General features: G+C 65.2%; 26 protein-coding genes and 1 tRNA gene. 13 read left to right on the plus strand and 14 right to left on the minus strand.

Annotated elements, in window-relative coordinates:
• Window positions 1-79: 79 nt before the first annotated feature.
• From HSEST_RS08830 to psmA, 6 genes are read left to right on the plus strand one after another with little or no spacing between them, the layout of a single operon-like run.
• Window positions 80-286, plus strand: coding sequence for a DUF1918 domain-containing protein (locus HSEST_RS08830; protein WP_229120571.1), 207 nt, complete (start codon window positions 80-82; stop codon window positions 284-286).
• A 4-nt stretch (window positions 287-290) separates the two neighbouring features.
• On the plus strand, window positions 291-722 hold the full coding sequence (locus tag HSEST_RS08835; protein WP_229120572.1) for an RNA-binding protein: 432 nt from the start codon (window positions 291-293) through the stop codon (window positions 720-722).
• A gap of 14 nt (window positions 723-736) precedes the next feature.
• Entirely contained in the window at window positions 737-1,435 is a 699-nt protein-coding gene (locus tag HSEST_RS08840; protein WP_229120573.1) for an RNase P subunit p30 family protein, read from the plus strand.
• A 56-nt stretch (window positions 1,436-1,491) separates the two neighbouring features.
• Window positions 1,492-2,112 carry a class I SAM-dependent methyltransferase gene (locus HSEST_RS08845; RefSeq protein WP_229120574.1) on the plus strand — a complete coding sequence of 207 codons (621 nt, stop codon included), beginning with the start codon at window positions 1,492-1,494 and terminating at the stop codon, window positions 2,110-2,112.
• Entirely contained in the window at window positions 2,109-2,588 is a 480-nt protein-coding gene (locus tag HSEST_RS08850; RefSeq protein WP_229120575.1) for an Rpp14/Pop5 family protein, read from the plus strand. Before HSEST_RS08845 ends, HSEST_RS08850 begins: the two co-directional genes overlap by 4 nt.
• A gap of 2 nt (window positions 2,589-2,590) precedes the next feature.
• Complete coding sequence (gene psmA / locus HSEST_RS08855) at window positions 2,591-3,349, plus strand: archaeal proteasome endopeptidase complex subunit alpha (RefSeq protein WP_229120576.1); 759 nt, start codon at window positions 2,591-2,593, stop codon at window positions 3,347-3,349.
• 57 nt (window positions 3,350-3,406) lie between these two features.
• Here psmA and HSEST_RS08860 read toward each other — a convergent pair whose 3' ends face one another.
• The 6 genes from HSEST_RS08860 to HSEST_RS08885 form a co-directional block, all read right to left on the minus strand.
• On the minus strand, window positions 3,407-4,195 hold the full coding sequence (locus tag HSEST_RS08860) for a hypothetical protein (protein ID WP_229120577.1): 789 nt from the start codon (window positions 4,193-4,195) through the stop codon (window positions 3,407-3,409).
• 103 nt (window positions 4,196-4,298) lie between these two features.
• Window positions 4,299-4,372, minus strand: a tRNA-Thr gene (locus tag HSEST_RS08865).
• A 26-nt stretch (window positions 4,373-4,398) separates the two neighbouring features.
• Window positions 4,399-4,881: a GNAT family N-acetyltransferase gene (locus tag HSEST_RS08870; RefSeq protein WP_229120578.1), complete on the minus strand. Its 483-nt coding sequence runs from the start codon at window positions 4,879-4,881 to the stop codon at window positions 4,399-4,401.
• A gap of 31 nt (window positions 4,882-4,912) precedes the next feature.
• A complete protein-coding gene (locus HSEST_RS08875) occupies window positions 4,913-5,482 on the minus strand; it encodes a CBS domain-containing protein (protein ID WP_229120579.1) in 570 nt (189 codons plus the stop codon).
• 117 nt (window positions 5,483-5,599) lie between these two features.
• On the minus strand, window positions 5,600-6,361 hold the full coding sequence (locus HSEST_RS08880) for a GTP cyclohydrolase III (protein ID WP_229120580.1): 762 nt from the start codon (window positions 6,359-6,361) through the stop codon (window positions 5,600-5,602).
• Between the two features lie 46 nt (window positions 6,362-6,407).
• Complete coding sequence (locus HSEST_RS08885) at window positions 6,408-6,698, minus strand: DUF5785 family protein (RefSeq protein WP_229120581.1); 291 nt, start codon at window positions 6,696-6,698, stop codon at window positions 6,408-6,410.
• Window positions 6,699-6,788: 90 nt separating this feature from the next.
• Here HSEST_RS08885 and HSEST_RS08890 point away from each other — a divergent pair, with 90 nt between their 5' ends.
• Window positions 6,789-7,715, plus strand: coding sequence for an alpha/beta hydrolase (locus HSEST_RS08890; RefSeq protein WP_229120582.1), 927 nt, complete (start codon window positions 6,789-6,791; stop codon window positions 7,713-7,715).
• A 57-nt stretch (window positions 7,716-7,772) separates the two neighbouring features.
• Here the strand turns inward: HSEST_RS08890 and HSEST_RS08895 are convergent, their stop codons facing one another.
• The 4 genes from HSEST_RS08895 to HSEST_RS08910 form a co-directional block, all read right to left on the minus strand.
• Window positions 7,773-8,570, minus strand: a complete 798-nt coding sequence (locus tag HSEST_RS08895; protein ID WP_229120583.1) for an MOSC domain-containing protein — start codon at window positions 8,568-8,570, stop codon at window positions 7,773-7,775.
• Between the two features lie 101 nt (window positions 8,571-8,671).
• A complete protein-coding gene (locus tag HSEST_RS08900; RefSeq protein WP_229120584.1) occupies window positions 8,672-9,640 on the minus strand; it encodes a beta-ribofuranosylaminobenzene 5'-phosphate synthase family protein in 969 nt (322 codons plus the stop codon).
• 55 nt (window positions 9,641-9,695) lie between these two features.
• Window positions 9,696-10,400 carry a phosphatase PAP2 family protein gene (locus tag HSEST_RS08905; RefSeq protein ID WP_229120585.1) on the minus strand — a complete coding sequence of 235 codons (705 nt, stop codon included), beginning with the start codon at window positions 10,398-10,400 and terminating at the stop codon, window positions 9,696-9,698.
• A gap of 200 nt (window positions 10,401-10,600) precedes the next feature.
• On the minus strand, window positions 10,601-12,355 hold the full coding sequence (locus HSEST_RS08910; protein WP_229120586.1) for an ABC transporter substrate-binding protein: 1,755 nt from the start codon (window positions 12,353-12,355) through the stop codon (window positions 10,601-10,603).
• 191 nt (window positions 12,356-12,546) lie between these two features.
• Here HSEST_RS08910 and HSEST_RS08915 point away from each other — a divergent pair, with 191 nt between their 5' ends.
• Window positions 12,547-13,995, plus strand: coding sequence for an RtcB family protein (locus HSEST_RS08915; protein WP_229120587.1), 1,449 nt, complete (start codon window positions 12,547-12,549; stop codon window positions 13,993-13,995).
• Between the two features lie 5 nt (window positions 13,996-14,000).
• On the opposite strand, the gene HSEST_RS08920 is transcribed toward HSEST_RS08915, so the two are convergent.
• Window positions 14,001-15,257, minus strand: a complete 1,257-nt coding sequence (locus tag HSEST_RS08920; protein ID WP_324254827.1) for a Glu/Leu/Phe/Val family dehydrogenase — start codon at window positions 15,255-15,257, stop codon at window positions 14,001-14,003.
• 172 nt (window positions 15,258-15,429) lie between these two features.
• Here HSEST_RS08920 and HSEST_RS08925 point away from each other — a divergent pair, with 172 nt between their 5' ends.
• Entirely contained in the window at window positions 15,430-16,026 is a 597-nt protein-coding gene (locus tag HSEST_RS08925; RefSeq protein ID WP_229120588.1) for a protein sorting system archaetidylserine decarboxylase, read from the plus strand.
• A 16-nt stretch (window positions 16,027-16,042) separates the two neighbouring features.
• Here the strand turns inward: HSEST_RS08925 and hisB are convergent, their stop codons facing one another.
• Entirely contained in the window at window positions 16,043-16,630 is a 588-nt protein-coding gene (gene hisB / locus HSEST_RS08930; protein ID WP_229120589.1) for an imidazoleglycerol-phosphate dehydratase HisB, read from the minus strand.
• A gap of 81 nt (window positions 16,631-16,711) precedes the next feature.
• Window positions 16,712-17,896 carry an MFS transporter gene (locus HSEST_RS08935; protein ID WP_229120590.1) on the minus strand — a complete coding sequence of 395 codons (1,185 nt, stop codon included), beginning with the start codon at window positions 17,894-17,896 and terminating at the stop codon, window positions 16,712-16,714.
• A gap of 382 nt (window positions 17,897-18,278) precedes the next feature.
• Here HSEST_RS08935 and eno point away from each other — a divergent pair, with 382 nt between their 5' ends.
• Window positions 18,279-19,478 (plus strand): phosphopyruvate hydratase, encoded by a 1,200-nt coding sequence (eno, locus tag HSEST_RS08940; protein WP_229120591.1) that lies wholly within the window; start codon window positions 18,279-18,281, stop codon window positions 19,476-19,478.
• Between the two features lie 129 nt (window positions 19,479-19,607).
• Here eno and HSEST_RS08945 read toward each other — a convergent pair whose 3' ends face one another.
• Window positions 19,608-20,570: a DMT family transporter gene (locus tag HSEST_RS08945; protein WP_229120592.1), complete on the minus strand. Its 963-nt coding sequence runs from the start codon at window positions 20,568-20,570 to the stop codon at window positions 19,608-19,610.
• Between the two features lie 244 nt (window positions 20,571-20,814).
• Between HSEST_RS08945 and HSEST_RS08950 the strand changes: the two genes are divergently transcribed.
• The 3 genes from HSEST_RS08950 (at window position 20,815) to HSEST_RS08960 (ending at window position 23,883) form a co-directional block, all read left to right on the plus strand.
• Window positions 20,815-21,609 (plus strand): helix-turn-helix transcriptional regulator, encoded by a 795-nt coding sequence (locus HSEST_RS08950; protein WP_229120593.1) that lies wholly within the window; start codon window positions 20,815-20,817, stop codon window positions 21,607-21,609.
• A gap of 137 nt (window positions 21,610-21,746) precedes the next feature.
• The gene (locus tag HSEST_RS08955; RefSeq protein WP_229120594.1) at window positions 21,747-22,493 is read left to right on the plus strand and encodes a prephenate dehydrogenase/arogenate dehydrogenase family protein; all 747 of its coding nucleotides are present in this window, start codon (window positions 21,747-21,749) and stop codon (window positions 22,491-22,493) included.
• A complete protein-coding gene (locus tag HSEST_RS08960; protein WP_229120595.1) occupies window positions 22,486-23,883 on the plus strand; it encodes a small ribosomal subunit Rsm22 family protein in 1,398 nt (465 codons plus the stop codon). Before HSEST_RS08955 ends, HSEST_RS08960 begins: the two co-directional genes overlap by 8 nt.
• Window positions 23,884-23,917: the final 34 nt, after the last annotated feature.

The raw sequence follows: 23,917 nt of genomic DNA on the forward strand, positions 1-23,917 counted from the left end.
ACCTTGCACGGAGAGCGGTATAAGTTTTCGACCGGGTCGAATCAGTCCCTTTTTTAGCGGTCCCGGAAAACGATTGCCCATGAGCTTCGAAGAAGACGATAGCGTCATTCTGCACGACGAGCACAGCGATTTCGACGGCGAGACTGGGACGATTACCAACAAGATGGAGACGATGTTCGGCGACGCCAACTACATCGTCAGCTTCGAGGACGGCAAAGAGCAGGGCGTCCCCGAGGACAACCTCGAACCCGCCGAAGAAGACGACGAAGCCGAGAAAGACGACTGACCAGATGTCGTCGGTCCCGTTTCACTACATCGATCTCCGGGCGTTCTGCTACGCCACCGAGGACGAGAAACGCGTAACGGAGGCGCTACGGACGCTGTTGCCCGAGGAGTTCGATATCCAGCGCATGGAAAACGAGGGGCACCACGGCGACCGGATTGTCGTCCTCTCGGCGCGCGTCGAGAACGCGGACGACATGCGGGTGGTGCTGGATCAGCTCGGTGAACTGCCGGCCGAGCAGCGCCAGCGACTGCTCGATGAACTCGACGAGCGGGTCACCGACAACACCGAGCTGTTTCTCACCCTGGAGAAACAAGCGGCCTTTGGCGGGGACGTACGCCTCGGTGACGGCATCACGATCCGGGCAAAAGTCGAGGCCTATCCCGCGACCAAAGAAGCCGCCGTCGAGAACGCACGCGACGTCCTCGAATCGCTGTAATGTTCGCGCCCACGATGACACCCTACGAGGCCGTTCACGCCGATCCTGACGGCGACGCGACCGTCGCCAGACTCGCGCTCACGGCGAGCGAATACGGCTACGACGGACTCGTCGTCCGCAATCACGGCGACGCGCTCACCGACTCCGACGCCGACCGCATCAGCGAGGAATACGGGATCGACGTCGTCGATGGCGTCGAGATTCGGGCAGCTGACCCGGCGCGCGCGAGTGGATTCGTCGGCAATCACCGGGATCACCGAACGATCGTCGCAGTCCACGGCGGCTCGGTCGAGATGAACCGCTTCGCCGTCGAACAGCCGGCCGTCGACGTGCTCGCTCATCCGATGGTCGACGACGGCGACTTCAACCACGTCCTCGCGAAGGCCGCCGCGAAGAACAACGTTCACGTCGAGCTCTCGCTGGCGCGCGTCCTGCGGTCCGACGGGGGCGAACGCGTCCAGGCACTGCGCGACCTGCGGAAGCTCCGGGAACTCCTCGGGGACGCCGACGCGCCGTTCGTCGTCAGCGCCGACCCGCGGAGCCACCTGCAGTTGCGCGCGCCACGCGAACTCCGGGCGCTCGGCGAGGTATTGGGGTTTGACCCGGACGTGGTCGAGACCGGGCTGGCGGCCTGGGGCGAGCTCGCCGAGCGCAATCGCGAGCGCGCCAGCGACGCGTTCGTCGAACCGGGCGTGTGGATCGACGAGGAGTGACGGGCACGGCTCGAACAATCGAGCCTTCTTTGCCCGCGCCGGCCGAACGATCCTCTATGACTGACGACGTTGCGGAACACGCGGCCAGGTTCGACGAGAAAGCCGGCGAATACGACGACGGCGACCACAGCCCCGAGTACCGCCAGTGCCGTGATCTGGTGATCGAGCACGCGGCGGTCGACGCGGACGACATCGTGCTCGACCTGGGAACCGGAACTGGCGCGATCGCGCTCGCGCTGGCGTCGGATGCCGACCGCGTGATCGGACGGGACGTGAGCGAGGGCATGCTCGGGCAGGCCCGCGAAAAGGCTGCCGAGGCAGGCATCGAAAACGCCGAATTCGACACCGGGCGGTTCCGGGAGCCGAACGTGGACAGCGACGTGGATGTCGTCGTCTCGAACTTCGCGATGCATCACCTCTCGGATGCGGACAAGCGCGACGCAATCGACGTGATCGCGGGACTCGCACCCGACCGGTTCGTACTGGGCGACGTCATGTTGTTCGGTGAGGCCGATCCCGAGGAGCCGTTCTACTCGCCGGCGGTCGACGATCCGGCGACGGTCGGCGTGCTGGCGGATGCGCTGACCGACGCCGGGTTCGCGCTGACGGCCGTCGAGCGGGTCCACGAACAGGTCGGCGTGCTCGTCGCCGAGCGGGCAGGGGCGGATCAGACGTGAAACACCTGCCGAAACACCTCCAGCCACGGTGGCGATACCTGACCGTCCGGCTCGAAACGTGGCCCGACGGGACCCTTGATCGGGGCCCCTTCCAGCGGGAGGTGTGGTACGCCGCACAGAACCTGCTCGGCGACGTCGCCAGCGCGGACGCCGACCTCACGGTCGTTCGCTTCGAGAGCTGGGAGGGCGGCGCCGAAGCCATCGTCCGGGTCCGACGCGGCGAGAGCGAGCGTGCCAGGGCAATGCTCGCGTGTGTCGACGCGGTCGGGACGGACCCGGTCGGACTGCAAGTCGCGGGCATCAGCGGGACCGTCCGGGCCTGTGAAGAAAAGTATATGCGTGGGCCGCCGGAACGAACGGAGCAGAGACGCGTCACAGTCGAAGACGCGGAGCGGTCGGCCGTCGCCCGGAACGGGCGGCTGGACTACCGCACAGACGACGGGTTCACGGCTGGGACGGAACTCGACACCGAGTAACTATGCAGGGAAACCAACAACAGCAAGCGTACGATCGGGGTATCACGATCTTCTCGCCCGACGGACGCCTCTATCAGGTCGAGTACGCCCGTGAAGCAGTCAAACGCGGAACGGCAAGTATCGGCGTTCGAACACCCGAAGGCGTCGTACTGGCCGTCGACAAGCGGATCCGGTCGCCGCTGATGGAGCGTTCCTCCGTCGAGAAGATCCACAAGGCCGACGACCACATCGGAATCGCAAGCGCCGGCCACGTGGCCGACGCTCGCCAGCTCATCGACTTCTCGCGCCGACAGGCCCAGCTCAACCAGCTGCGCTACGACGAGCCGATCGGCGTCGAGACGCTGACGAAGGCTGTCACCGACCACATCCAGCAGTACACGCAGGTCGGCGGCGCGCGACCCTTTGGCGTCGCGCTGATCATCGCTGGTGTCGCCGACGGCGAGCCGCGCCTGTACGAGACTGACCCCTCCGGAACGCCATACGAGTGGAAGGCCCTGGCCGTCGGGGCCGACCGCAACGACATCCGCGAGTACCTCGAAGAGCACTACGACGCGGAGATGACTCTGGACGACGGGGTCGGGCTGGCGCTCTCGGCGCTGGCATCAGTCACCGACGGCGGCCTCTCGCCCGAGGGGATCGGCGTCGCCACCATCAGCGTCGAGGACGAGCGGTTCGAACAACTCGACGAGCGGACGCGGCGTGAGCACCTCGAAGCCAACGATATCCTGGCTGGCGAGGACGACGAGACCGACGAGGAGTAGCGGTTCGGCGTCGCTCCGTTCTGGTTGCGAGTTCCGCCCGTAGAGGGACGACACGGGCTAGTCTTCGTAGGAGATGCGTTTGACTCGTCCGGGGACCGACCGGTACTCCCAGATGTGACTCCCGTCCCTGGCCGGCTTGACGCGGTCGACCTGTTCGAGCCCCTGTTTGATGCAATCCCACCACGTCGACTCGGAATCATAGCCCGCCGGGAACTCCTCGTAGAGCGCGTCGACGAAGTCGTTGCGTTTGGCCGTTTCGAGGTCGCGCAACAGCGCGAGCGCGGCTCCGACGGCCCGCCGCCGCCGCGCGACGAGGTCCTCGTCGTACCCGGGAACGTCGATGGTATCGAGATCGGCGATGTCCTCGCCGATGCGGCGATCGGTGTCGTTGATGGCCGTCTGTGAGCTGTAGTTGATCCCGGATCCGACGCCGTCGCCGAGCCGTTCGCGCGTCTGTGCCACCGCCCGACGGGCGAACTCGTCGAAGCGGTTCGCCTCGACGTTCGAAAGCGCGTGGGCGCTGTCGGCGATACTCTCGTCCTCGATCCGGGCGACATCGGGTGCGAGGTTCGTACCCATGACTGTCGCCAGGTCGTCGGGATCAGGCGGGTCGGCTTCGACCTCGTGTTCGATCGGCGGCGTTTCGACGTTCTGGAGGTCCATCTCCGTGGCCTGCTCGGCGTACGCGCTCAGCAGCGCGGCGCGCTCGTCGTCGCTGTCGATCGCGAACCGTCGGCTGACGATCCATTCGAGATACGCCTCACGCGTCTCGAAACCCAGCATATCGGCCTCGACAGCTAGCCCGCGTGCCGTCTCCTCGGACACGTCCAACTCGAACGTGGGCATTCGATAGGCGATACACGGGTAGCTGCCTTGAATGTTCCCCGGACAGTCCCGACAACTATCGATCGTGACAAGATGTCTCCGCCCAGAATTGTACCCAGCAGCAAGCCAGGGGAGGGATTTGAACCCTCGAACTCCCGATTACAAGTCGGGTGCTTGGACCACCCAAGCTCCCCTGGCGCGGTTGTACGTAGTGGGGAGGGACTTTAAGACGTATCGCTTTCGACCGACTTTTCGAAGGTCACCCGATGGGGCTGGTAACCACGATCCCGATAGAACTGCCGGGCCATGTCGTTGTCGGCCATCGCCTCTAGCGCGATCGCGTCCGCACCGTCCTCGGCGAGCACCCGTTCGGCAACGTCGAGCAACTGCGTTCCGACCCCCTCGCCGCGGGCCTCGGGGACGACGTAGAGATTCTGAATGACACCGCGGGTCGACGATTTCGCGAAGGTGCTGCCCGCCATCGTGAACGTAACGAAGCCGACGATCCGGTCGCCCGACCGGGCGATCCGGGCCTCGTCCTGTGCGATCCGCCGGGCGAACAGCTCGCTGATCCGAGTTCGATTGCTCTCGGTCCGGAGATGGGAGCCGTACTCGCGCTGCCCTGCCGCCAGATCGATCCACTGGACAACGAGCTGGTCGAGGTCGTCCATCGTCGCGGCCCGGATCTCGACTGTCGTCTCACTCATCGCTTGGATCGCCCGAGAGAGGCAGTGGCAGTCACGATCGGACATCGCGGCAGTCCGGACAGAGCAACTGCCCGTTGAACGAGACGAGATCGGACGTGAGCGCGCCGCATCGCTCACAGATCCCCTGATCGCTGTACCCGCCGTCGGCGTTGGCGGCGCCCTCCGGTTCGGATTCGATGCGCGCCGGTTCGACCTCCTGGTCGGTTGCCGTATCGCCCGGAGTGAACGTCGTCGCCGCGATCACGTCTCGCTGCGTGAGGACGCCGAGCGGTTCGCCGCTGTCGTCGGTCACGACGAGCAGAGTCGCCGACTGGGCGAACAGCGCGTCGACCGCGGCCTCGATCCCCTGGTCGGCCATAACGCTGGGTACCTGTTCGGACATACACTCCGTCACCGATGCGTCGGCGCGCCCGTCGTCGACGAGCCACGAGAGCGCGTCGCTGGCCGTGACGACGCCGACCGGATCCTGTCCCCTGAGAACGACCGCACCCGGAGCGTCCTCCGCGATCAACAACTTGGCCGTGTCGCGAATGGTATCCGAGCCACTCACCCCCACGAAATCACGGGTCATCGCCTCCTGTACTGTGACGTCACCATTCATACCTGACTTTTCGGGAGGTGTCGTCTAAAAGGTATCTGCAGTACGTTTATACGGCTCTCGACCGTATGCTTATTGTTGCCACAGGCGATTACTCACCGGCCGAATACAGGTGATCTCTCAACAGTCGAGTTCGACGTCCGCGCCCGTCGCCCGACACTCCTCCAGCGCGTGTTTGGCGGCCATGCCGGCCTCGTCAGCGCGGCGGCCCTCGCCGACGCCGACCTTGAGTTCGACGCCGACGTCCGCACGGACGTGGTCGATGGCGTCCTGGTAGGCCGCCGCGTCCATCTCCGGGCAGACCGCGATGATGTTGTCACCGCCGACGAAAAACGAGAGGCTATCGTAGGCCTGTCGCATGTACTTCATGAGTGATGCGTAGCCCTGTTCGATCCGGATGAACGTGTCGAACTCGCTGAGCTGGTCGGTGTATTTTCCGGTCGCGTCGTTGACGTCGAAGTGAGCGATGCGGAGGTCCTCGTCGGTCCGGAACTCGTCGTCGATGTGGCGACCGCGCAGGATCTCCCGGCGGGACTTGTCCTGGGCACTGCCGGCGTCTTGCAGCTGTTCGGTCGCCGTCGCGAGCGCGCCTGCAGGCGTCTGTCCAGTCGCGACGCTGAGGCTCATGGTGACGGGATAGCGGTTGCGGATCGACTCCTGGAGCGTCGCGTGATCCTCCATCGACGAGCCGTTCGAGACCGCGATCATGTTGTCGAATCGGGTGAAGAAGGTGTAGCCGCCGCGGTTGCCAAAAAACTGGGCGAGATCGGCGTACAGTCGCGATTGGAGCGTCTGGAGATCGACTTCCCGGCGTGGTTCGGGCGTAACTGTCCAGGGACCGTAGTTGTCGATCTGGACGTGAGTGAGCTGCGTGTTCGTCACAACTGTCCGGGACTAGCGGGCCGGGTGATATTGGTGTGTCGATCCACTACGCACGTTCGTAGGGCCAATAGTCAGCCTCGCGCATCGCTCGCCCGAGCGCTTGGTGGAACTCGGGGAAGTCCTCGAACGTCTCGCTGTCGACATACTCGAAGATGTCCGCGACGCTGACGACGGTCTCGTAGTCGATCCGAACCGGATGGTCGCCGTACCGATCGACGTATTCGGTCGCCGTCAGCGGGAAGTCCTCCTCGGAGACTTTCTTCGCGAGGATGGCGTGACCGTACTTGCGCCGGCCCTCACTGCCTTCCTCGCCGTCCGGATCGTGTGGCCAGTCCATGTCGAGAACTGTTCCGGTCAGGGCAAAAGGATTGTCCTCCCAGCCGTCGATGGATTGATCCGACCGCCCCGCGAGGCACGTCCTGAACGAATGTGTGCGAACAGGGGCCGGACGTGGTCACGCCGTGGGGTGCTGGCAGCCAGCACGGCGCTACTTGCGGGTTGTACGAGCGAAGGACCGCCGGCGACGGACAGCCAACCACCGTCGGCCGATACGGAGACGTCGACGGGCGCGGGGGATGATCTCCGGGACATCGTGTTCCGGGAGACGGCCGACGGCGCACTAAAACTCGATCTGTATCTGCCGGACAGGGGCGACGCGAGCCCGTTCGTCGTGTTCGCGCACGGCGGCGCCTGGATCGTCGGCGACAAGGGACACCGACCGATGTTCGAGCGCCTGACCGCAAGCGGGTACGCCGTCGCGGACATCCAGTATCGACTCGCCCAGCAGGAGCGCTATCCAGGCCCGGTCCGTGACGTCGTCGCCGCGGTCAAGTGGGTCCGGGACAACGCTGGGGAGTACGACATCGACGCGTCGCGTGGCGCCCTCGCAGGGTACTCCGCCGGCGCGCATCTGGCGATGCTGGTCGGGCTCGCACCGGGTCACGAGCGTTTCCGGCCACCGGAGTACAAACCCGGCGTCCCGGCGAGCGTCGACGCCGTCGTCGGCTACAGCGGCCCGTACGATTTCACGACGCCGGATGCCGACGGCAACCCGGCCGTGACGGCGTTTTTCGGATCGGACGCCAGCGAAGCCACCCTCGCCGAAGGGTCGCCCGTGACCCACGTCGATCCCGACGATCCGCCGGTGATGCTCGTCCACGGGACGGACGATTCGATCGTCCCGTACCGGTCCACTACGGTACTCGCCGACACGCTTCGGGAGGCGGACGTTCCGGTCGAGGTGGTCACCGGGGACGGCGCGGGACACGGGATGATCGACGACCAGGACTGGCGCGAACAGACGCTGCCGCGTCAGATCGAGTTCCTCGATACCCATCTCGACGGGACGAGGTAGCGTCGGCAGGGGAACAGCCGGACCGCCGCACCGGTCGAAACGGCCCGGCCGCTACGCTCACTCGGTCTCGCCGTTCCGGATATCTCCGACGACGACTTCGTCACCGACCGAGATCGTGCTCCCCCGGGAGTCGGACGGCGTTCGCGTGTTGACCATCACCCGGTAATAGTGATCGAACCGGTCCTCGTCTGCCCACGGCGGGAGCGTCTCGCGGCGCCGCTCGACGAACGTGGTCCGAAACCCCTCGGTTTCACGGCCGGTATCGGGGTCACGCGCGGGAACGACACAGCGCTGGCACGGCCCCATTCCCTCGAACGTGACGCGGCCGACGTCGAATCGGCGACGTTCGCCACTCCCGGCATAGAGGTGATCCTCCCAGAACGGTTCGGCCTCGACCACGAGATTCGGGCGGAGCCGGCGGCGCATTTCGGTCGGCCCGTCGACGGCGTCGAACCACTCCGCGACGGCGTTCAGGGTGCCCGTCGAGATGACCGTCGGCCCCTTGTCAGTCGTGTCGTCGGGGAACCCGAGCCGGTCGTCCGAGTCGAGTTCGATCGACGGCTCGAAGCGCTCGGTGAGCCACGCCTGCGCGCGTTCCCGTTCGCGTTCGAGATCGAACCTGGCCGTTTCCTCGCCGTCGTCGAACGCCACGATCGTCCCGGCGGGATCGAAGTCGGCGTCGATGCGATGGACCGCGGCCGTTCGTTTCCCGTTGACGTACTCGCCGTCGCCGTCGACCATCGCGTACTGTCGGTCCCGGGCCAGGGAGCCGCCGGGGCCGACCGTCGCCGTCTCGACGCTGCGGCCGGGAAGGGACTTGATCGGGTAGACGTAGATCGACTCGACTCGCGGCATGTACGGATCCAGGTCCGGGCCGATGCAGTCGGTTGCGGTTCGAGCAAATTTGGCGAGTATCCCGTGGTGCGAGCAAACGCGGCGAGTACTGCGGCGGGCGGCTACGTCGAGTCGACGGTTGCACCGCTCGTCGCGGCCTCGACGACGCGCACCCGTCCATCGAGTCCGAGGTCGTCGAGCGCGTCGCGAGCCGTCCGTTCGGCCGCCCCGGCCGTCTCGGCGTGTGTGATTCCATAGACAGTGGGCCCCCAGGAAGACTGTCCGGCCCCGGAGACGCCGGGAATCGAGTCGAGCGCGTCGACGAGTCGACCCGCCGGCGGACGGTAGACTCCGCCCTGTTCGTCGGCGTACCAGGCACCGTTCAGCCGACTCAGTCGTGCGACAGCGCTGCCGAAGGTCTCGTGGTCACCCGTCGCGATCGCCGGCAGCAACTGCCGCGTCACCACGAGCGCGATGTCGTCGGCGATCCCCGGATCGGCCCGCTCGACGACCGATCGAATACCCGCGTCCTCCGGTTCGCCGCTGAGCCCGCGTTCGGTCTCAGGGGTCACCAGCAGGAATCGCCACGCATCGGGCACGTCGTGGCGTGCGATTACCGGTGGGACTGTCCATTCGCCCTCTGCTGGCGGCTCGCTCGTGAACAGCTCCGTCGGATGACCGGCGTCGGCGACGAACCCGCCGGCCTCGAAGGTCGCGACGCCGACGCCGCTTCGACCACCGCGACCGATATCGGGCGCGATGGACCTGGCAGCGACGTCCTCGTCGTATGCCCGGGCGATCGCGACCACGCTCGCGAGGGCGAGTCGCGTTCCACTCCCGAGACCGACGTGTCGCGGGAGGCGCTGCTCGACTGTCACGTCCGCCCCCGGCACGTCGAGTATCTCGACCGCTCGTTCGACGTACGGCGTCCCACCGGACCAATCACAGCGCACGTCCGACGCGCGCTCGGCGCTGAGAACGAGGCGCGGCTCCGAGAGGCCGACGCCGACGCCACCGTAGAGACGGTCGTGTGCCAGCGAGAGGTTCTGGAAGCCGAAATGGATCCGACCACCGACCGTAACGCGTGCCATACGTTCACTGATCGGGACTGCTGTAAGTCCCTTCCGAACCGAACGAAAGCGAGAGTCACTCCGCTCGGTAGTCGGCGATTCGGTTCCGGATTCGTCCGGCGACCTCGAGCGTCCGGTCCCGAGAGCGCTCCATGAGATCCACGTATTGATCGTAATAGCGTTCCGCGAACCAGACGGACAGGAACGCCAGCGCGATCCCGGCGACGACATCAGTCGCCCAGTGAATTGCGAGATACATCGTCGAGAGACAGACCAACGCGGCGAGCACGACCGCGATCGGCGTCCACAGCGGATAGCGATCGCGAGTTTTGACCGCCATGATGGCGATGGTCGTCGAGACGGAGGAGTGCAGCGACGGGAAGACGTTGGTGTTGGTGTTCACCATCGAAGTCAGCAGCTGTGATTCCGGCCACACGTTGTACAGCACTTCGACAGCTCCGAGATTGTAGTAGTTGCGCGGCCCGTACGCGATAAAGGCGATATACAGGATCACACCGACGACATAGTTGAACGCATAGGCCAGTGACAACGTCCGAAACGGTCGAAGGTCGGTCGAAAGGAGGTACGCGAGAAACGGGAACGACAGCAGATACACGTAGCCGAAGACATACACGACCGGGAACAAGAGCCCCGCTCTCGGTATCGGGAGCGATTGAACCGCAAGTACCACGGTGCCGCCCTCAATCTCGTAGATGAGCGAACTCAACTCGTATCCGACCCGCCAGGAGAGTTCAGAGCCGACGCTCCGAAGCGTGGCCATCGATCCGAGCACGATCCCGAGAAATACGAAATACGGGAGCGCTCGTCGAATTTGTCTGCCGATGCCTCGACGAGCTACTGCACGGAGTTGTGCGACACCGACGATAGCGACGAGAGAAATGCCGAGGAGGACTGCAGTAACCGCTATAATCCGCACCACAATCGCTATCAGGATCGCTGTCGAGGGATCGTCCAGAACCATTAGTACACGAGGATGTCGTCGTCGGTATAGTGATACCCGGCGTTGCTGAAATGCTTGCGGGCGTTCTCGGTGAACAGTTCGTCTTCGACTCCTGCGAACGGAACTTCGGGATCGCCGTTGTTCCACCTGAGATCCTCGGGGATCCACGAGTCCTCTAGGACTGGTGTCGTCCGTGGTTCGGCGTATCCGTCGAAGATCGATTCGACAATCGCACCTTTGTTGATGAGGTGGGCGACGGCTCGCCGAAAGGACGGGTTTCGGAGCGGCCGACGACGCGTGTTGAACCCGACGTGATACAACGTCCGGGACTCGCTGGTCGCGAGAGAGAGACCGTCCCGACTGACGACCCCTGAAACGATTTTGTTATCGAGTGACGGGGCGGTAACGTCGGCCGCGTTTTCCCGGAGATAGGCAACCATCGTCAGATCCGAGGGGGTCAGGCTGACGACCAGCTCCGAAAACGCTAGCTGTCCGAACCGGTCGGCGAGCGGAGATCCGTCGTCCCGGTTGAGCGGATGCTCCTCGAAGCGACTGAAACGAACCGATTCCCCCTCCGTCCGGTTGGCCAGGGTCATCGGACCGGACCCGACAGCACCAGTGTTGTCGTGACCAATCGCTCGGGTGATGCCGCGGCGCGCGTTCGAGACGCGAGTCCGGGATCGCCAGACGTGTTTCGGCAATAGCGGAACCGTGAGCAGAGCGGGGGCGGTCGCGGCGGACGAGTCGACCCGGAACCGGACCGTTCGATCGGTTTCGACTGTCACGGTGTCGACGGCCTGTGCCTGGCCCTGGAATCGAGGCGCCGGGTACTCAGCGTCTGCATTGCCGAGCGCCGTGTCCTCGAGGAAGTCGTACGTGAACTCGACGTCCTCGGCAGTGATCGGCTCACCGTCGTGCCAGTAGAGGTCCGACCGGAGGGTGACTGTGAGCTCGTCGTCGTCCGTGACGAGTTCCCAATCTTCGGCGAGCCACGGTCGAACGGCATCGTCGTAATACCGGGCAAGAGGATCGTACAGCAGCGATGTGACGAGATCGAACTCGTTGATCCAGGGGACGAGTGGATTCAACTGCTGGGTGATCGATCCGTCTTTGGTGGTGATCCGAAGGGTCTCGTCGGTCGCCGAGTCCGAGGCGGGTTCGAGTTCGAGCAGCCAGGTCGGATCGCGAAGCGGCGCACGCTCCCAGCCCTCGAAGGCGTCGGTGCTGATCGCGGCAATGGCCTGGTCCGTGGCGATCGGAACGAACGGTTGCTCGCCGGCAACCGTATCGAGGACGCGCCTGATCGTGTCCGTCCGCTCCTCTCCGGTCTGGCGGTGCTGTTGGGCGAGGGACTCGTCCAGCGAGATATCGGCGAAGCCGAAGGGGTTCTGCCATCCGAGCGCATCCGTATACGTCGACGTCAGTAACGGCCGGAGGTAGTCGGGATCGCGTCCGATCGGCATCGTCCCGACGTACAGATCGAAGTCCCGATCGTACAGGACCTGTCTGCGGAACTGCCTGGGCGGGACCAGCGGGAACCGTGTGTCGATGCCGACTTTCTTGAGTCGTTCGACGAGCTGGCCAGCGATTTCGTTCGCCCGTCGATCCCAGTCGGCCGGGGGAGCCATCACACGCAGCGAGATCTGGTCGAGCGACGAGAAACCCAGAAACTGTCGCATCGATCCGAGGCAACCGCCCAACAGTCCGCTCGCAGCGACAGCCCCACCCGCAGCTACCTGGCGTCGTGTTAACCGTGCTCGGTTATCTTCGTCCATCTGTTTCCACCACAGCGTTGTCATGCTATCCGGGGACCAACCGGACCGGTATCGAGCTATATAACCGAACTGGACAGTGGCATATCAAGGTGTCGACTCATCGCTACTGTTAGGAATATATCAATTACGCCGCGGGGCAGCGCGTATCGACCGTCAGCCTATTACAGCGGTGTGCCGAACGGAAAATAGCGATGCCAGTGGAGCTATCGGGCACACACGCGACCGCAACGGTGATGATCGACGACGAGTCGCTTCTGGAGCAGTCGGCCCGCGAGCAGATCCAGACCCTCATCGACCACGAAGCGTTCACCGAACCGGTGGTCGTCATGCCGGACACACACTGGGGTGCCGGGGCACCGGTCGGATTTACGATGTCACTGCCCGACCGGATCGTCCCGAACGTCGTCGGCGTCGATGTCGGCTGTGGGATGGCCGCGACGAACCTCGGGGAGACGCTGCCACTGGACGACAGCGAGCGCGAACGCCGCGTCCGCGAGGCCGTCCCAATGGGGCGAGACGTGCACGACTACGCGGACGCGCCACACCTGGTCGATCAGTTCCCCTTCGAGCGGGCGAACCAGGTCTTCAAACGGTTCGAGGAGGCCTATCGCGAGCGGTTCGGCCGGTCGATCGAGCCGATCACCTTCGAGTTCTCGGGCTACGACGAGCAGTACTTCAAGGACCTCTGTGATCGCGTTCTCTCCCGGAAGCGCCAGGGGATCGGCCACATCATCAAAAGCGCTGGCACGCTCGGTGGTGGCAACCACTTCGTCGAGTTCGCCCGCGCACGCGACTCCGGTGACTACTGGCTGATCATCCACAGCGGGTCGCGCTATCTGGGGCTGGCCGTGGCCGAATACTGGCAGCAGCGGGCGACCGAACTGCGGAACGCCGACGCGATTCGGGCAGCGATACCCGAGGACGACTACCGGTATCTCGAATTCGACCCCGAGTCAGTCAGCGACGCCGAGTTGCACGCCTGGGTCACCGGCGGGATGGGGCAATCCCACATCGACCGTGAGGCAGTGCTCGAGGATCTCGAGGGGGAAGCGATCGAGCGAACATTCGATCGGCTGAACGGTATCGAACCGGACCCACAGGCGCGCAATACGGATCTGGACTACCTCGACGGTCGGGAAGCCCACGGCTACTACGTCGATATGCTGTTCGCCCAGCAGTACGCCCGCTGGAACCGAGAGTTGATGAGCGACGCCATCTGTGCGGCGCTTTCCGTCGAGTCAGTCGATCGCTTCCAGTCGATCCACAACTACATCGACTTCCACGATCTGACGGTCCGGAAAGGTGCGACGCCGGCCAGGGACGGACAGCGACTCGTGATCCCGTTCAACATGGCGGACGGCTCGATACTGGCCCGCGGAACGGGCAACGACGACTGGAACGAGACGGCACCCCACGGTGCGGGCCGGACGATGAGTCGCCGAGAAGCCAGCGAACGCGCGTCAGTCGAGCAACTCCGCGACCGTATGGACGGCGTCTACTCCGAGTCACTGGTCGAGTCAGTGCTGGACGAAGCGCCGATCGCGTACAAGGACGCCGATCGGATCGCCGCAGCGATCGAACCGACCGCAGAAATACTCGATTGGCTAGAGCCGGTGCACAACCTCAAGGCGCTGGAGTGACCGGCCTACGGGAACAGACCGGACTTTTCGGCGGCGTCGAGGACGCGCTGGATCGAGACAACGTACATCGCAGTCCGGAAGTTCGGCGTGTCGTGTTCCTCGTGGGCGTCGGTCATCGCGTCGAACGCGTCAGTGGTGAGCCGTTCGAGTTCCTCGTTGACTCGCTGTTCGGTCCAGGCGAAGCGCTGGCGGTTCTGGACCCACTCGAAGTACGAGACGGTCACGCCGCCGGCGTTCGCGAGGATGTCCGGGACGACGTGGACGTCCTTCTCGGCCAGGATCTCGTCGGCGTCGGGCGTGATCGGGCCGTTGGCCGCCTCGACGATGACATCGGCCGACACGTCCTCGGCGATCTCGGCGTCGATCGCGTTCTCGAGTGCCGCGGGCACGAGCAGGTCGACGTCCAGTGTCAGCAGTTCCTCGTTGGTCAACTGTTCGCTCGCACCGTCGTAGCCGACGACGCTGCCGGTCTCGGCCTTGTAATCTTTGACCGCCTGCGCGTCGAGCCCGTCAGCGTTGTAGATCGCGCCGCTCGAGTCACTGACTGCGACGATGTCGGCACCCTGTTCCTCGATGAGTCGCGCGCCGATCGAGCCGGCGTTCCCGTAGCCCTGCACCGCGACGGTCGCCTCGGAGATGTCCTGATCGAGGTACTCGAAGGCCTCTCGGGCGGTGATGCTGACCGACCGACCCGTCGCCTCGACGCGACCCTTGCTGCCGCCGGTCTCGAGGGACTTGCCGGTGACGACGCCGGGCTCGGTGGTGTTCTCCAGGGTCTCGTAGGTGTCTTTGATCCAGTTCATCTCCCGCTGGCCGGTGTTGACGTCCGGCGCGGGGATGTCCTTGTCCTCGCCGATCAGCGGCCGCAGCTCCTTCGCGAACGTCCGCGTAATCCGCTCTAGCTCGTCTTCACTGTACTCGGCGGGATCGATCTCGATACCGCCCTTGCCTCCGCCGTAGGGGATGTCGACGGCTGCACATTTGTACACCATCCATCCCGAAAGGGCCTTGACCTCCGCCCGGTTGACACCGGGATGGTACCGGATCCCGCCCTTGTACGGCCCGCGATCGCCGTTGAACTCCGATCGGTACGCGCGGAACGTCTCGATGGAGCCGTCGTCCATCTCGACCGACAGCGTCGTCTCGAGAACGCGTTCGGGCTGTTTGAGTCGCTCGATCATCCCCTCGTCGGCGTCGAGGTATTCGGCCGCGTCATCGATCTGCTCCTGTAAACTCTCAAATGGGTTTACTTCGTCCACCATACCCTATCGAAAATCGACGATCGGCAAAAAGTTACCGTTATCAGCCCGATGTATATGAACGATTGAACATTTCCTGATCGGGCGCGTCACAGCCGTTACCGGGGATTATCACCGGAATTGTGCTCCGACAAGGTCGAAGGTGTTAAGCGAGTGTCGGACCCCAGAAGGGGATATGTCCCGCTGGTTCGCCCCCGGAACGTGGTGGTATGCGCTGCCGCTGTTGCTGGTCGCGGGGCCACTCATGTTGCTTGCGCCGTCAGTCGGTGCCGGGACGGCGCTCGCGGGACTTGCCGTGCTGTACTTTCATCGCGATCCCGATCGCGAATCCCCGGACGCGGGGTACGTCTCACCGGCAGACGGGACAGTTTCGGTCATCAGGGAGGAAGGCGATCGGTTGCGCGTCGGCGTGTTCATGAACCTCCATCACGTGCACGTCAACCGCGCGCCGGCCCCAGGTGAGATACGGGAGACGACACACGAACCGGGAGCGCACCGACCGGCGTTCTCGAAGGAGTCGGATCGCAACGAGCGACTCCACGTGGACTTTCCGGACTACCGTGTCACACTGATCGCCGGGGCGTTCGCTCGTCGGATCCATCCCTATGTCGAGGGCAGCGAGTCGGTCGACCGCGGTGAGCGGATCGGTCACATCTCTTTCGGCAGTCGCGTCGACGTACTCTTTCCGCCATCGGTGACACATGCGGACCTGCGGGTCGAGCGTGGCGAGTCGGTCAGAGCGGGTGAGACGGTGCTCGCGACGGAGCCATAAGGCGGTTCGGTGCCGGTCAGAGCGTCCCTTTCGTACTCGCGACGTCGGCGCGACGGTCGTCGATCCGCGTCGCATCGTCAAGCGCACGAGCGAGACATTTGAACAGCGCCTCGATCTCGTGGTGGGCGTTCTGGCCGTCCACCTCGGCGTGTAGCGTCAAGCCAGCGTTCATCGCGAGCGAGCGCAGGAAGTGCTGTGCCATGTGGCTGGTCAGCTCGCCGACGTCCGACTGTGAGAAAGCGCCGTCGAACGCGAAGTACGGCCGCCCGGAGATATCCAGGACGACACCAGCGACGGCCTCATCGAGCGGGACGCAGCGGTCGGCGAATCGCTCGATGCCGCGCTTGTCCCCGAGTGCCTCCTCGAGCGCCTCGCCGATCGTGATCGCGACGTCCTCGACGGTGTGGTGGTCGTCGATCTCCAGATCGCCGTCACAGGTCACGGTCAGATCGAACAGCCCGTGCGTCGCGAACGATTCGAGCATGTGATCGAAAAAGCCGATACCGGTGTCGATCGTCGCGTCCCCGTCGCCGTCGATGTCGAGCGTGACCTCGATCTCCGTCTCGGCGGTGGTCCGCGTCACGGCCGCGGTTCGGTCGGTCATATCAGCACCCACGTGGGCCTGCCCCAAGAGTGTGTCTGGTCGCCGGACACCGGGACTGCGAACAGCTACCCACGGGAGGTCTCAGATATTCGGATCGGCGCGTCTGGCGATCAGGACGGTCGGTGCGACGAGGACGGTCATCGCGAGCGGGATCCACATCGCCGTCCGAATGGAGGTGAGCGCCGCCAGTGCCCCCATCGCGACCGGAACGAGCGCCAGGCTGACCGACGCGACCGAGGTCGAAACCGCATTGATCGGGCCGCTGTACTCCGGCGCGGCCTGCGTCCCGAACGCAAGCAGTGTCGGAAAGATACCCGAGACGAGCGCGCCGAGAACGACGACCCCGGCGAAGACAGCGGTGCCGTCCGCGAGGAAGAAGGTCCAGACGAATACGGGTGCGATGAGGATCTCCAGCGCGATGACCAGCGGACCGTACGGGACGCGCTCGGCGATCAGCGTGTAGACGAACCGTCCGGGGATGTAGGCGACGATGAACGCGCTGAGCAGGAGGTTGGCACGCGTCGCGCCGAGGTCTGCGATCTCGCCGCCGAAGGTCGGCAGCCAGAGGAACATCGCGCCCTCCAGCCCGGTGTGGAAGACGAGCGCGACGACCGTCGCCCCGACGGCCGGCGTCCGGAAGAGTTCGAGCGCGCCCGCGACGTCCAGCGCCTCCTCGGCGTCGACGTTGGGAGGATCGAGTCGCCAGACGAGCGCGGCGACGACGCCGAACGCGACCGCGAGCGTGACGTACGCGTACCGCCAGTTCCCGAGCGCGACCGCGAGGCTCAAAACAGCGGGACCGGACGCCGCGCCGATCGCCCACGCCATATCGTAGAGGTTGAAGACTCGCCCGCGAGCGTTCGAATACAGGTGGCCCAGCAGCGGGCGATCCAGTCCCCGAGAGACGCCCGTCCCGAGGCCGCGGACGACGAGCAGTCCGAGATACGCGACGAACACGGGCGCCAGTGCCATCCCGAGGACGCCGAGGACCGTGACGACGATCCCGCCCAGGAAATACCGTCGCGTGTCGATCCGGCCGGCGACAGCGCCGGCGGCCAGGACCGTGACCGCGAACCCGAGCGTGCCGGCCGGGCCGACCAGCCCCTGCAGTCCCTTGCCGATTCCCCACTCCGCTTCGAGGATCGGCAACAGCGGCCCGCGCATCTGCAAGCCCAGCCCTTCGAGCGCGACGAACAACACGATCGCGAGCGTCCACAACGGCCGGGACGTGTCGGTCCGCGGATCCGTCTGGCCCGTCTCTGCCATACGTCGAACTCCCGATGAGAAACGCAAAAGCGTTGCGAGATGATCGAGCGACGGTCGGAAGGACTCTCATGGCGAGTGACAGTTCCGGCCCGAAGACCAGCTAAAACAGCCCGGCCAACGCTGCGAAAAGCATCGATCACTTATAATCGACAGCCCGACCTCTCGGATCGAAATAGATAATCTTACTTCGGAGGCGAGTAAACACCGATAGTGTGCCGGAACGTCTCGTCGCGTTCGAACGGTCGCAGACGCTGGCTATGGCCGCGAATGGCCAGTCAGTCTTTGCGGGGTCGGACGCGACGCCGGTGTCGCTCACGCGCACCGGTCGGTCCCCGAGCGGGCCGCCGGACGACGGCAACGCGACAAACGGAGGCGAACACAGATGACACTCATTACGGACATCACGCTCCGACGGATACTGGACTCGCGAGGTAACGCCACTGTCGAAGCCGAGGTCACCACCGAGGACGGTGGCTTCGGTCGCGGTGCCGCCCCGAGCGGTGCGAGCACGGGCGAACACGAAGCACTCGAACTGCCGGCCGAGGAGGCCATCGAGAAGGCCGAAGCCGACGCCGTTCCCGCCCTCGTCGGCGAGGTCGACGCCACCGACCAGCGCGCAATCGATGACACGCTACACGAGGTCGACGGGACGGACGACTTCTCGGGTATCGGCGCCAACAGCGCGGTCGCGATCAGCATGGCCGCCGCCAAGGCCGGTGCCGACGAACTCGGACTCCCGCTGTTCCAGCACCTGGGCGGGACCTTCCGGGGCGATCAGTTCCCCACGCCGCTGGGCAACGTCGTCGGCGGCGGCGAACACGCCGAGGAAGCCACCAACATTCAGGAGTTCCTCTCGGCGCCGGTCGGCGCACCGAGCGTGACCGAAGCGGTCTTCGCGAACGCGCAGGTCCACGCCCGTATCGGCGAACTCCTCGAAGAGAAGGGCGTCCCCGCCAACAAGGGCGACGAGGGTGCCTGGGCGCCGCCGATCGGCGACGACGAGGCCTTCGAAATCGTCGACCAGGCCACCACCGAAGTCAGTGACGACCTCGGCTTCGAGATTAGCTTCGGCCTGGACATGGCCGCCGCCGAGATGTACGAGGACGGCGAGTACGTCTACGAGGGTGAGGCCAACCGCTCGACGGCCGAACAGATCGACTACGTCGCCGAAATGGTCGATGAATACGACATGGCCTACGTCGAGGATCCGCTGGACGAAAACGACTTCGAGGCCTTCGCCGAGTTGACCGACCGCGTCGGCGACCGGACGCTCATCTGTGGCGACGATCTGTACGTCACCAACGTTGAGCGCCTCCAGGACGGCATCGACAAGGGCTCCTCGAACTCCATTCTCATCAAGCCCAACCAGATTGGCACCCTCTCCGACGCCGTCGACGCCATCGAACTCGGGGCGGAGAACGGTATCGTGTCGGCAGTCTCCCACCGTTCGGGCGAGACCGAGGACACGACGATCGCCCACCTCGCCGTCGGCGCCGCCGCACCCTACATCAAGACCGGCACCGTCGCCGGCGAACGTACCGCCAAACTGAACGAACTCATCCGCATCGAAGAGCAGGTCTAAGCGACGGTACGCCGCTCGACGAGTCGTTTCCGAATTGCTACATTTTTCGTGCTGATCACCGACAGCGGCGGCTACTGTACCTACGACAGCAGAACGGCTGCTGTACCTGCATCGGCGCGGCGGTTGCTGTCAGTCCGCACGCGAGGGGAACGACACCGACTCGCTGTCGCCGCCGGTGGACGTGGGTCTGACGGACCCCCACCAGGCGGCGATAGATTCGCTGCCCAGCAGCGCGAACCCGGCGAAGACCGTCAGGAAGCCGACGGCCGTCATCACCGAAATCGTCTCGCCGAGCAGTGCCCAGCCGCCGAGCGTCGCGACCGCCGGAACGACGTAGAAGACGAGGTTGGCCTTGATCGGACCGGCAGCGTCGATGAGGCCGAAGTAGGCGACGTAGGCGACCGCGCCGGCGAATATCCCGACGTATCCCAGTGCGAGCAGCGCTTCGCTCGACCAGACGATCGTCGCCGCGGACTCGCCGGCGGCGGCGCTCATTCCGTGCGTGAGCAGCGCCGCGAGCGGCAGCCCCCAGGCGATCCGGGCGGTACTCGACAGCGTCGCGTCCGCCCGTCGGACGAGAACCGTCCCGAATGCGCCGCTGGCGGCGCCGACGAGGATGAGGAGCTTGCCGAGCCCGCCAGCGAGCAGCGTCGCCGGATCGGGATCGACGACGAGCACGACCCCGAGCAGTCCCAGCGCCATCCCGGCCGCACCGCGGGCGGACAGCCGCTCGTCGGACAGCAGGACGGCGGCGAACACCGGCGTCAGGATCGGGTTGAGCCCGAAGACGATCGCACCGACGGCACTGGTCGCGTACTGCTGGCCGACGAACAGCAGCGCGTTCGCGAGCCCGATCACGAACACGCCAGTCGCGACGATACCGAGCAGATCACTCCGGGTGCGCGGAACGAGCTCCGATCGGGGAATCGTCGCGACGGCAAACGCCGCCAGCGCGACCGCGGCGATGTCGAACCGGAAGGCGACGAACAGAAGCGGCGGGAAATACGCCAGTCCGGCCTTCGCGGCGACAAAGGTTCCACCGAACAGCAGACTCGCCGCGGCGAACAGCGCGAGCGTGCGGCGGCCGACCATTCAGCGCGACACCTCCGAAACGAGCAGTGAGATCATACCTATCTGTACGGGCTACAACCCGATAGATGTCGTTAGAAAGGGTTTCACGGGTCTGACGCACCCAATACCGTGCAGCCAACACGGAGGATGCAACAGAAACGCGGCGTGCAACAATTGCACGGTCGGTAGGGTAGTGAGGACACGCCGACAGCGTGATCGCTGTCGGAACGGACAGCGTTTTGCCCCCGTGGACAGATCAACGGATATGGACTCGGTGCTGGAGGAAGTCGAGTTCCTCGCGCGCTCGGAGAACCGCGTCGAGGTGCTGACGGCGCTGGCCGACAGCCGCCGGACGCGACGCGATCTCGAGGCTGAAACCGACGCCTCCCAGGCAACGCTCGGGCGGATCCTCGGTGATTTCCAGGAGCGATCGTGGGTTCGCAAGGACGGGAGCGAGTACGTCGCCACCGCGACCGGCACACTCGTCGCCAGGGGACTGACTGACCTGCTCGAAATCCTCGAAACGGAGTGTGAACTCCGGGGACTGGTCCGGTATCTGCCCACCCACGCGATGGACTTCGACCTGCGCCACCTCGCTGACGCGACGATCACGACACCGACACAGACGCGGCCGAACGCGCCGGTTCGGCGGTTGCTCGACCTCGTGGAGACGGCAGACGAAGTCAGGGCCTTCTCGCACGCGTTCAACGAACAGAACCTGACAGTGATCGAACGGCGTGTCACCGCGGGTGAGCTGTCGTTTTCCGGCGTGCTCTCGCGGAACGCGATCGAGGCACTGGCGGACGATCCCGAACTAAACGACCGCTTGCGGTCGCTACTCGCGGCCGAGGACACCGAGATTCACGTCCGGGAGGAGGGGATCCCGCTCGCGGTCACGATCGCCGACGACACCGTCCACATGCTCCTGCGAGACGAAACCGGCGTGTTGCGTGCGTCAATCGACACTGACGACGAGGCTGTCCGATCGTGGGCGACCGATACGTTCGATCACTACTGGCGCACTGCGACGTCGCTCGCAGACGATGACCTGCAGGTCTGATACGGTCGGTTCTAACGATTTACCGGTACGATCGCATAACGGATGCGATCGATCCGGAACAGACTCACAACCGATCGTATGAGGCCTCGTTCGGACGATCGAACCGCTTTTGACTGCTGAACGGGAATCCCCGTTCGATGAACGTCCTCGTTGTCGGTGCCGGTGAGATGGGTCGCTGGTTCGGGGCTGTCCTGCAAGACGATCCCGATCTGGCAGTCGATCTCGCCGTCACCGACGCCGACCCGGCCATCGCCGAGGCGGCCGCCGACGCGATCGCGGCGCGTGCCGTGCCTCTGGAGACTGACGAGCGGTTCGACCTCGTCTGTGTCGCCGTCCCGATCCCGGCGACCCGAGACGTGATTGCCGAGTTCGCCGACAACGCCACGGCGGCCGTCGCAGATCTAGCCGGCTACATGGCCGGGCCGCTCGCGGCCATGGCCGAGCACGCGCCCGAACGCGAGCGGATCAGCCTGCACCCACTGTTTGCGGCCGCGAACGCGCCGGGCAACGTCGCAGCGGTCGTCGAGAACGGCGGCGAGATCGCCACAGCGGTCCGGTCCGCTCTGAGCAGCCGTGGCAACCGCTGGGTCGAGACGGATGCCCCGACCCACGACGAGGCGATGGAGACCGTCCAGGCGAGCGCCCACGCGGCCGTCCTCGCGTTCGCGCTGGCCGCCCGTGAGGTTCCCGAGGCGTTCCACACGCCAATATCAGCGGGCCTGTTCGACCTCGTCGAGCAGGTGACCGGGAACGACCCGCGCGTCTACGCGGACATTCAGGAGACCTTCGAGGGAGCCGGGGCGGTCGCGGACGCAGCGGGACGACTCGCCGACGCGGACAGAGCGGAGTTCGTGGAACTCTACAGGGAGGCAAGCGATGAGTGACCAACGGCAGGCGATCCGGGAGAACGCACAGTATCTGCGAAACGTCCGGCCGATCGACCCCGAAGAGATCCACGAATACGTCGAGGGACAGCCCCACCCAGGTGTCGTCCGGACGACGCTGCGGGAGCTCGCCCCGGAACTCGACCTCGTCGAGCGCGAGGACGGCACGTTCGTCCCCGCACCCGACGGCCCGGCCGAGATCGATTTCGACGGCGTCGAGGCGTTCCCGGAGCGATACGCGCGGGCACTGGAAGATATGCTGGTCGAGACGTTCGGACCGGGGTGGCCGGAGGGGACTAGCGGCGATCGGCTACGCGAGCGGCTGGTCTCGCTGAAGGACGCCTACTTCGACCAGCGATCAGTCGAGTACGACGAGTTGACCGCGCTCGCGTACGCGATCTACCACCTGCCAAACACCTACGCGGCCACCCAGTACGTGCTGGCGGACCTGGCGCGCGAGGGACGGATTCCGTCACGGCTCCGGGTGCTCGACGTCGGCGCCGGGACCGGCGGGCCGGCGATCGGACTCGCGGAATTGCTTCCGGACGAGACGCTCGTGGAGTATCACGCGGTGGAGCCGAGCGCCAACGCGGACGTGCTGGAGCGGTTGCTGTCCGAGACCGGGCGGAACGTCCACGCGACGATCCACCGCGAGCGCGCCGAATCGTTCGATCCGGACGGGACGTTCGATCTGATCGTGTTCGCGAACGTCCTCAACGAGCTTGCGGAGCCGGCCACGGTACTCGATAAGTATCGCTCCGCGCTCACACCGGACGGCTCGGTCGTGGCGGTCGAACCGGCCGATCGGAACACTGCGACCGGACTTCGGCGCATCGAGCGGGCTGTCGAAGACGAGTACACGATCTACGCGCCGACCTGCCGGCTCTGGCCGGACCGGAGGCCCAGTAGCGACTGCTGGTCGTTCGATCGGAAGCCGGACCTGTCGATACCGCCCTTCCAGCAGCGGCTCGAATCGGCCGCCGATGGCCGTTTCGAATCCGGTGCGTTCGAGAACGTCGACGTGCAATACGCCGTGTCGATCCTGCGGACGGACGGGGCCGAGCGGGTCGAGTACACGCCGGATCGATCACGAGTAATCCCGCTCGGTGAGGCCGAATCGGTCGTGACCGACCGGGTCGATCTGGTCGCGATCAAACTCAGCCACGACCTCGCCGACGGCGGCAACCCGCTCTTTCTGGTCGGCGACGGCAGCGAGAGCGAGGACGTCTTCGCGGTGCTCGTCGACGACTCGGCACTGACCCGTCCGCTCGCGGAGGCCCCCTACGGGGCACTGCTCGATTTTCAGAACGTGCTCGTGCTGTGGAACGGCGACGAAGAAGCCTACAACATCGTAGTCGACGACGAAACGGTCGTCGACGCTGTCGTCTGAGCGCGACGATACAGCGATACCGTCGCGTAGCGAC

It is taken from the genome of Halapricum desulfuricans (genome assembly GCF_017094465.1).
In the GTDB taxonomy this organism is placed as follows: Archaea; Halobacteriota; Halobacteria; order Halobacteriales; family Haloarculaceae; genus Halapricum.

Excerpts from the sequence above, each read along its gene's own strand:
- HSEST_RS08830 (WP_229120571.1), top strand. The coding sequence starts at position 80 with ATGAGCTTCGAAGAAGACGATAGCGTCATTCTGCACGACGAGCACAGC.
- HSEST_RS08835 (WP_229120572.1), top strand. The coding sequence starts at position 291 with ATGTCGTCGGTCCCGTTTCACTACATCGATCTCCGGGCGTTCTGCTAC.
- HSEST_RS08840 (WP_229120573.1), top strand. The coding sequence starts at position 737 with ATGACACCCTACGAGGCCGTTCACGCCGATCCTGACGGCGACGCGACC.
- HSEST_RS08845 (WP_229120574.1), top strand. The coding sequence starts at position 1,492 with ATGACTGACGACGTTGCGGAACACGCGGCCAGGTTCGACGAGAAAGCC.
- psmA (WP_229120576.1), top strand. The coding sequence starts at position 2,591 with ATGCAGGGAAACCAACAACAGCAAGCGTACGATCGGGGTATCACGATC.
- HSEST_RS08860 (WP_229120577.1), bottom strand. The coding sequence starts at position 4,195 with ATGCCCACGTTCGAGTTGGACGTGTCCGAGGAGACGGCACGCGGGCTA.
- HSEST_RS08870 (WP_229120578.1), bottom strand. The coding sequence starts at position 4,881 with ATGAGTGAGACGACAGTCGAGATCCGGGCCGCGACGATGGACGACCTC.
- HSEST_RS08875 (WP_229120579.1), bottom strand. The coding sequence starts at position 5,482 with ATGAATGGTGACGTCACAGTACAGGAGGCGATGACCCGTGATTTCGTG.
- HSEST_RS08885 (WP_229120581.1), bottom strand. The coding sequence starts at position 6,698 with ATGGACTGGCCACACGATCCGGACGGCGAGGAAGGCAGTGAGGGCCGG.
- HSEST_RS08890 (WP_229120582.1), top strand. The coding sequence starts at position 6,789 with ATGTGTGCGAACAGGGGCCGGACGTGGTCACGCCGTGGGGTGCTGGCA.
- HSEST_RS08895 (WP_229120583.1), bottom strand. The coding sequence starts at position 8,570 with ATGCCGCGAGTCGAGTCGATCTACGTCTACCCGATCAAGTCCCTTCCC.
- HSEST_RS08900 (WP_229120584.1), bottom strand. The coding sequence starts at position 9,640 with ATGGCACGCGTTACGGTCGGTGGTCGGATCCATTTCGGCTTCCAGAAC.
- HSEST_RS08905 (WP_229120585.1), bottom strand. The coding sequence starts at position 10,400 with ATGGCCACGCTTCGGAGCGTCGGCTCTGAACTCTCCTGGCGGGTCGGA.
- HSEST_RS08910 (WP_229120586.1), bottom strand. The coding sequence starts at position 12,355 with ATGGACGAAGATAACCGAGCACGGTTAACACGACGCCAGGTAGCTGCG.
- HSEST_RS08915 (WP_229120587.1), top strand. The coding sequence starts at position 12,547 with ATGCCAGTGGAGCTATCGGGCACACACGCGACCGCAACGGTGATGATC.
- HSEST_RS08920 (WP_324254827.1), bottom strand. The coding sequence starts at position 15,257 with ATGGTGGACGAAGTAAACCCATTTGAGAGTTTACAGGAGCAGATCGAT.
- HSEST_RS08925 (WP_229120588.1), top strand. The coding sequence starts at position 15,430 with ATGTCCCGCTGGTTCGCCCCCGGAACGTGGTGGTATGCGCTGCCGCTG.
- hisB (WP_229120589.1), bottom strand. The coding sequence starts at position 16,630 with ATGACCGACCGAACCGCGGCCGTGACGCGGACCACCGCCGAGACGGAG.
- HSEST_RS08935 (WP_229120590.1), bottom strand. The coding sequence starts at position 17,896 with ATGGCAGAGACGGGCCAGACGGATCCGCGGACCGACACGTCCCGGCCG.
- eno (WP_229120591.1), top strand. The coding sequence starts at position 18,279 with ATGACACTCATTACGGACATCACGCTCCGACGGATACTGGACTCGCGA.
- HSEST_RS08945 (WP_229120592.1), bottom strand. The coding sequence starts at position 20,570 with ATGGTCGGCCGCCGCACGCTCGCGCTGTTCGCCGCGGCGAGTCTGCTG.
- HSEST_RS08950 (WP_229120593.1), top strand. The coding sequence starts at position 20,815 with ATGGACTCGGTGCTGGAGGAAGTCGAGTTCCTCGCGCGCTCGGAGAAC.
- HSEST_RS08955 (WP_229120594.1), top strand. The coding sequence starts at position 21,747 with ATGAACGTCCTCGTTGTCGGTGCCGGTGAGATGGGTCGCTGGTTCGGG.
- HSEST_RS08960 (WP_229120595.1), top strand. The coding sequence starts at position 22,486 with ATGAGTGACCAACGGCAGGCGATCCGGGAGAACGCACAGTATCTGCGA.